The organism is Streptomyces sp. TSRI0281 (assembly GCF_001905125.1).
Lineage (GTDB): Bacteria > Actinomycetota > Actinomycetes > Streptomycetales > Streptomycetaceae > Streptomyces.
The window spans coordinates 1-6186 of sequence record NZ_LWLE01000030.1; the positions used below are offsets into that span (position 1 = coordinate 1).

A 6186-nucleotide genomic window follows, 5' to 3' on the forward strand; every position below is an offset into this window, starting at 1 on the left:
CGTCCCCCAGCTCACCGAAGAGATCAACACCCGCAAGGGCTGACCCCCACACCACACCACACGCAACACAGCACACCACGCAACACACAGCACGCAGGCGCACCACCCCCCGGGGCCGCACGGTGAAACCCACCGCGCGGCCCCGGACCATTACCGGACACCATTGACGCAGGTACGACGGCCTTATAACTTCACTATACGGATTGTTGATTCCGGGAAGCGGAAAAAGCGAGAGCGTGGAGGGTACGGGAATGGGTCAGCAGGAGAAGGTGGCAACGAGCCTCGCCGGCACGGTCGGCGAGCACATCAGCGCCTCCCTCGCGGCAGTGGACGCCGAACTCGCCCGCCGCTATCCGGGAGACCCCGGCACCCGCCAGCCCGTGCACACCGTCTACGTACCCGGCGACGTGTTCGCCGCCGACACCATCCGCTCCTGGGGCGACCGGGCGCTGGAGGCCCTCGACGCGCACGCCCCCGACGCCGCCTCCTTCGCCGCGGCCCTCGGCATCCCCGAGGAACTGGCCGGGCCCGTCCACGACCGCGTACGCGCCAAGCTGGAGCGCGAGCCCGTCGAGGACCTGCGCATCGACTTCGAGGACGGCTACGGCCCACGCTCCGACGACGAGGAGGACGAGGCGGCGGCCCGCGCCGCCCTGCTCGTCTCGCAGGCGTACGGGGACGGCACCTCGGCCCCGTACATGGGTATCCGGATGAAGTGCATGGAGGCCGCCGTACGCGACCGCGGAATCCGCACCACGGATGTCTTCCTCACCGGCCTGATGCGGGCCGGCGGGCTTCCCGACGGGCTCGTGCTGACCCTGCCCAAGGTGACGTACCCCGAGCAGGTCACCGCCTTCGTCCAGCTGCTCGAAGCCTTCGAGAAGGCCCATGGGCTCGACGCCGGGCGGATCGGCTTCGAGATCCAGATCGAGACCAGCCAGTCGATCCTCGCGGCGGACGGCACCGCCGCCGTGGCCCGCATGATCGACGCCGCCCGGGGGCGGGCGACCGGTCTGCACTACGGCACCTTCGACTACAGCGCCTGCGTCGGTGTCAGCCCCGCGTACCAGGCCGGCGACCACCCGGCCGCCGACCATGCCAAGGCCGTCATGCAGGTCGCCGCGGCGGGCACCGGCGTACGCGTCTGTGACGGTTCCACCAACGTCCTGCCCGTCGGCCCCACCTCCCAGGTCCACGAGGCGTGGCGGCTTCACTACGGACTCACCCGCCGCGCCCTGGCCCGCGCCTACTACCAGGGCTGGGACATGCACCCGGGCCACCTGCCCACCCGGTACGCGGCCGTCTACACCTTCTACCGCGAGGGTCTGGAGCAGGCGGCGGGCCGCCTCGCGGCGTACGTCGCCAAGGCGGGCGGCGACGTCATGGACGAACCGGCCACCGCCAAGGCCCTCAGCGGCTATCTGCTCCGCGGCATCGACTGCGGTGCCCTGGACACCGCCGAGGTCGCCCGTCTCACCGGGCTCACCCGCGCGGACCTCGACGCGTTCGCCTCGCCGCGCCGCGGCGGGCTGACGGTCACCGCCCCGTAGCGGTCCCCGGCGCGGTCGCTCCCACGGCCGCGCCGGTGCGACGGCGACGTGCGTACGGGCGACGGGCGGCCCGCACGCCGTCGGACGGCATCAGGCGGGCGGGCGTTCGCCCGACCCGCGCGCGATGAGCGTCGTCGGGAGTTCCACCCGGACCGGGGCGTGGTCGACGCCGTCCAGGCGGCGGAAGAGATGCTCGGCGGCGGTGCGGCCGACCGCCGCCGCGTCCTGGGAGATCACGGTGATGCCGAGCAGATCGGCCAGCTCGATGTCGTCGAAACCGACCAGGGCCACGGGGCGTTCCCGGTCCGCCAGGACGCGTACGACGGTCACCGTCACCCGGTTGTTCCCCGCGAACAGGGCGGTCACCGGCTCCGGTCCACGGAGCATCGACTCGGCGGCGTCCCGGACCCGGTCGGGGTCGGTGGAGCCCAGCGAGACCCAGGCGTCCTGGACCTCGATGCCCGCGTCCGTCATCGCCGCGTGGTAGCCGCGCAGCCGCTCGGTCGCGGTGTGGATGCGGGGCTGGTCACCGATGAAGCCGATCCTCCGGTGGCCGTGCGCGATCAGATGGGCGACGCCTTCGCGGGCGCCGCCGAAGCTGTCCGAGAGGACCATGTCGGCGTCGATCCGGCCCGCCGGGCGGTCCACGAAGACCGTGGCGATGCCCGCCTTGATCTCCGGCTCCAGATAGCGGTGGTCGTCGCCTGCGGGGATCACGATCAGACCGTCCACGCGGCGGGCGCACAGCGCGAGCACGAGTTCCTGTTCGCGCTCGGGGTCCTCGGCGCTCGAACCGTTGATCAGGAGCGCGCCGTGGGCACGGGCGACCTCCTCCACGGCGCGGCTCAGCGGGCCGTAGAACGGGTCGGCGAGGTCTTCCAGGACCAGGCCGATGGAGGCGGTACGGCCCTTGCGCAGGACCCGCGCGCTGTCGTTGCGGCGGAAGCCCAGGGCATCGATCGCCTCCTGCACGCGGCGTTCGGTGTCGGGGGTGACGCCCGGTTCGCTGTTCACCACCCGCGAGACCGTCTTGAGGCCCACTCCGGCGCGGGCGGCCACGTCCTTCATGGTCGGCCGGTTGCCGTAGCGGGTCTCGGAATGACGGGTGGTCTCGGCCACGGTGCGCTGTCCTGTCGTCGGTACGGTCGGCTGTGAGAGGCTCCGGCGGGTCCCGCGAACGGTCCGGGAAGGCGCTGGAAGGGTGTGGCGTCGAGCATAGGCCCTGGACAACGTTGTCAGAAGAATAGAGACTGTGCAGACCATCGACTGAACTCGCAGGTCCCGCCCCCTCACTCACCCGGAGAGCCCACACCGATGCATACCGACCTCGTCGCCGCGCTCGACATCGGAGGCACCAAGATCGCCGGTGCGTTGGTGGACGGCGGAGGAACCCTTCTCGCGCGGGCGCAGCGGCCGACGCCCGCTCTGCGGGACGCCGAGACGGTCATGGCGGCCGTCGGCGACGTACTGAACGAGCTGATGGAGTCACCGCTGTGGGGCGGGGCCGGATCCGTGGGCATCGGCAGCGCGGGCCCCGTGGATGCCTCGGCCGGCACGGTGAGCCCGGTCAACGTCCCGGCCTGGCGCGACTTTCCGCTGGTGGAGCGGGTGCGCAAGGCGACCGGTGGGCTGCCCGTGGCGCTGGTCGGCGACGGTGTGGCGATGACGGCGGCCGAGCACTGGCTCGGCGCGGCCCGCGGCTACGACAACGCGCTCTGCCTCGTCGTCTCGACGGGCGTCGGCGGTGGCCTGGTCCTCGGCGGCAGGCTGCACCCCGGTCCCACGGGCAACGCCGGGCACATCGGCCACCTCTGTGTGGAGCTGGACGGCGACCCGTGCCCGTGCGGCTCGCGCGGGTGCGTCGAGCGCATCGCCAGTGGGCCGAACATCGCCCGCCGGGCCCTCGACGGCGGCTGGCTCCCCGGCCCGGACGGCGATGCCACGGCCGCCGCCGTGGCCGCCGCCGCGCGCGCCGGGGACCCGGTCGCCGTCGCCTCGTACGAGCGCGCCGCCCAGGCGCTGGCCGCGGGAATCGCCGCGACCGCCACGCTCGTCGAGATCGACATCGCGGTGATCGGCGGGGGAGTGGCCGGTGCGGGCGAGGTGCTCTTCGCGCCGCTGCGCCGGTCCCTGCGCGACTACGCCACGCTCTCGTTCGTACGCCGCCTCACGGTGGCGCCGGCCGTGATGGGCACCGACGCGGGGCTGGTGGGAGCGGCGGCCGCCGCCGCGACGGCCGTGCGCCGGCCACAGGCCCTCTGAACTTCCAGGGGGTGCCCGGATCCGTCAGGCCGGACACCCCCTGGACGGACCGCGTCGGCTCCGACGACGCGCGGCCCGCCCGCCGTTACGGCTCCGGGCGTCGGCTCCGAGGACACCCCGGCCGTTCGCCGTTACGGCTCCGGCACGCCGGGCCTCGTACAGTGGGATGCCCGTCGACGGGCACCCGGCCGCCACTTCCCGGCAACAGCATCGCCACATCGGGGTTTCCGCGGCAGGGTGTTGCGGGCAAGCCACAGGGGGCTGCGGAAGAGGGGGATCCGTGATCGTCTGGGCCACCGGTGGGTCTTGGCAAGTCGCTGCTCAGCGGCTTACCTGGGGAATACCCCGCAAGTGTCTGGCCTGAGTTGGCTTGGGTTAGCTCTGCCTAGCCCCAATGGGCAAGATCCTTCTCCCATTCGTCTCCCGGGGGCGAGGCCCGGTGAGGTGGAAGGTGTCCGCGCCGGGCCGCAGTCCGGTCGCCCCGCGGCAGGTGAGCGGTGTTACCTAGGTCGGCGGGGTGCTCCCGCTCGCCCCGCCTCGGGCCTCCGTAAACCCCAGCCCTGTCGCATCCGGATGCAATAGCGTCCCTGCCTGTGAGCATCCTCCCGCCGCTTCACCTGGATACTCCCTTCAAGACCCTCACGGGGAACGCCAGTGCGCGGCAGCGGCCCCAGTCGCGTGCCCGTCGCCCTCCGCGCTCACCCGGACGTGTGACGTGTACGTCAGGGACGCGGAGATCACCGCAGGTAGCCGGGGAGCAGCGCTCCGGCGCTGGCGAGTGCCGCCGTTCGAGCTGCGATGATGCCGACGTGGCGGTCGCACACGGTCTTCGGTCCACGCCCGGGACGACGCCTCGTCCCGTCCATGAACATCTGCTCCTCGCTGCCACCTCCCGGAGCGTTTTCTTGTCATTCGCGCAGCACGACCCGCACCGCGTGTCGTCCACGGAGCGCCACCGGGTCGTGCCGGTACCCGGGCGGGGGCCCTACGGGGTGGCGGTCGCCGACGACGGGGCGCTTTGGGTGACGCTCGCCGGATCGGGTGACATCGCCCGCGTGCACAGGGACGGGCCCGCACGGGTCCATGCCGGTGGTGGAGGCGCGGGGGCGCGCCCCACTTCGGTGGCGCGGGGCAGTGACGGCGCGATGTGGTTCACGCAGTTCCTCGCGGACGCGGTCGGGTGCGTGAGGCCCGACGGGACGGTGGTGAGCGTTCCGCTGCCGACCAGGGGCGCGGGGCCGTACGGCATCACTGCCGGACCGGACGGCGCCATGTGGTTCACCGAGATGAACGCCGACCGGGTCGGGCGCGTGGACGACGAGGGGCGCGTGGAGGAGTTCGTACTGCCGGTCGAGGGCGGGTACCCGTCGGGGATCACGGCCGGTGCGGACGGCGCCCTGTGGTTCGCCCTCAACCAGGCCGACGCGATCGGACGCCTCGACACGGCCGGTCGCACCACGGTCCATCCGCTGCCCACGAGCGGTGCCGCGCCGGTCAACATCGCCGCGGGCGAGGACGGTGCGCTGTGGTTCACCGAGATCGGCGCCGGGCGGATCGGGCGGCTGACGTACGACGGGCGGATCGAGGAATTCCGGGTCTCCGCGCCGGACGCCCGCCCGCACGGGATCGCGGCGGCCGACGGGGGAGGATGCTGGTTCACCGAGTGGGGCTCCCATCGCGTGGGCCGGATGCGGCCGGACGGACGGGTGCGCACCTGGGCGTTGCCCGAAGAGGTCACGGAGCCGCATGGCATCGCTGTCGCGGGGGACGGGGTCGTGTGGGCGGCGATGGAGAGCGGCGAGCTGGTGGGGGTGACACCGCCGGGGGAGCAGGGCTGGGGGTGACGCCACCGCCCCACCCGGCGCCGCCCGCGGCCCGGGATCTCCCCGCCCGGTACGCCCCCCGCAGCCCTTTCAGGCGCTCGCCGCGGCCTGCGCCCCCCCGCTCCTTCGCCGACGACGCCCGGACCACCGTCACCGAGGCCGGGGAGGCCAGGACCGTGAGCGCGGCGGACATGGCCGGTGCGGTTCCGAAGCCTTTTCCCGACGCGCCGAGCGCGACCCCGACCAGCGCCAGGACTACCTGGACGAACTGGTCGTGCACAAGCGGGAGGAGCCGGGTGACGACCTGCTGAGCGCGCTCGTCGCCAGCGCCCAGGACAGCGAGGACCTCACGGAGCACGACGTCCGTTCGCTCTCCCTCATCCTGCTGCTCGCCGGGTACGAACCGGCGTCGAACCAGCTCGGCAGCAGCATCCTGACCCTGCCGCGCTTCCCCGACCGGCTGAAGCAACTGCGGGAGAACCCAGGCCTCCTGCCGACGGCGGTCGAGGAACTGATGCGGTACGCGCCCGCGGGCGACTGCGCGCTCTTCC

At 73.0% G+C, this 6186-nt stretch carries 4 protein-coding genes and 1 pseudogene; 4 read left to right on the forward strand and 1 reads right to left on the reverse strand.

Going from position 1 to position 6186, the window contains the following annotated elements:
* Nucleotides 1-251 precede the first annotated feature (251 nt).
* Complete coding sequence (locus A6A29_RS29045; protein ID WP_073724427.1) at nucleotides 252-1550, forward strand: DUF6986 family protein; 1299 nt, start codon at nucleotides 252-254, stop codon at nucleotides 1548-1550.
* 90 nt (nucleotides 1551-1640) lie between these two features.
* Here A6A29_RS29045 and A6A29_RS29050 read toward each other — a convergent pair whose 3' ends face one another.
* Nucleotides 1641-2669 carry a LacI family DNA-binding transcriptional regulator gene (locus A6A29_RS29050; RefSeq protein ID WP_073724429.1) on the reverse strand — a complete coding sequence of 343 codons (1029 nt, stop codon included), beginning with the start codon at nucleotides 2667-2669 and terminating at the stop codon, nucleotides 1641-1643.
* A 195-nt stretch (nucleotides 2670-2864) separates the two neighbouring features.
* Between A6A29_RS29050 and A6A29_RS29055 the strand changes: the two genes are divergently transcribed.
* The 3 genes and pseudogenes from A6A29_RS29055 to A6A29_RS45490 form a co-directional block, all read left to right on the forward strand.
* The gene (locus A6A29_RS29055) at nucleotides 2865-3812 is read left to right on the forward strand and encodes an ROK family protein (RefSeq protein ID WP_073724431.1); all 948 of its coding nucleotides are present in this window, start codon (nucleotides 2865-2867) and stop codon (nucleotides 3810-3812) included.
* A 935-nt stretch (nucleotides 3813-4747) separates the two neighbouring features.
* Nucleotides 4748-5656, forward strand: a complete 909-nt coding sequence (locus A6A29_RS29060) for a Vgb family protein (protein WP_073724443.1) — start codon at nucleotides 4748-4750, stop codon at nucleotides 5654-5656.
* A gap of 253 nt (nucleotides 5657-5909) precedes the next feature.
* Nucleotides 5910-6186 (forward strand): annotated as a pseudogene (locus tag A6A29_RS45490) (cytochrome P450); the annotation flags it as partial.

Bases quoted from the DNA above. Each gene is read 5' to 3' on its own strand.
- A6A29_RS29045 (WP_073724427.1), top strand. From the start codon at position 252: ATGGGTCAGCAGGAGAAGGTGGCAACGAGCCTCGCCGGCACGGTCGGC.
- A6A29_RS29055 (WP_073724431.1), top strand. From the start codon at position 2,865: ATGCATACCGACCTCGTCGCCGCGCTCGACATCGGAGGCACCAAGATC.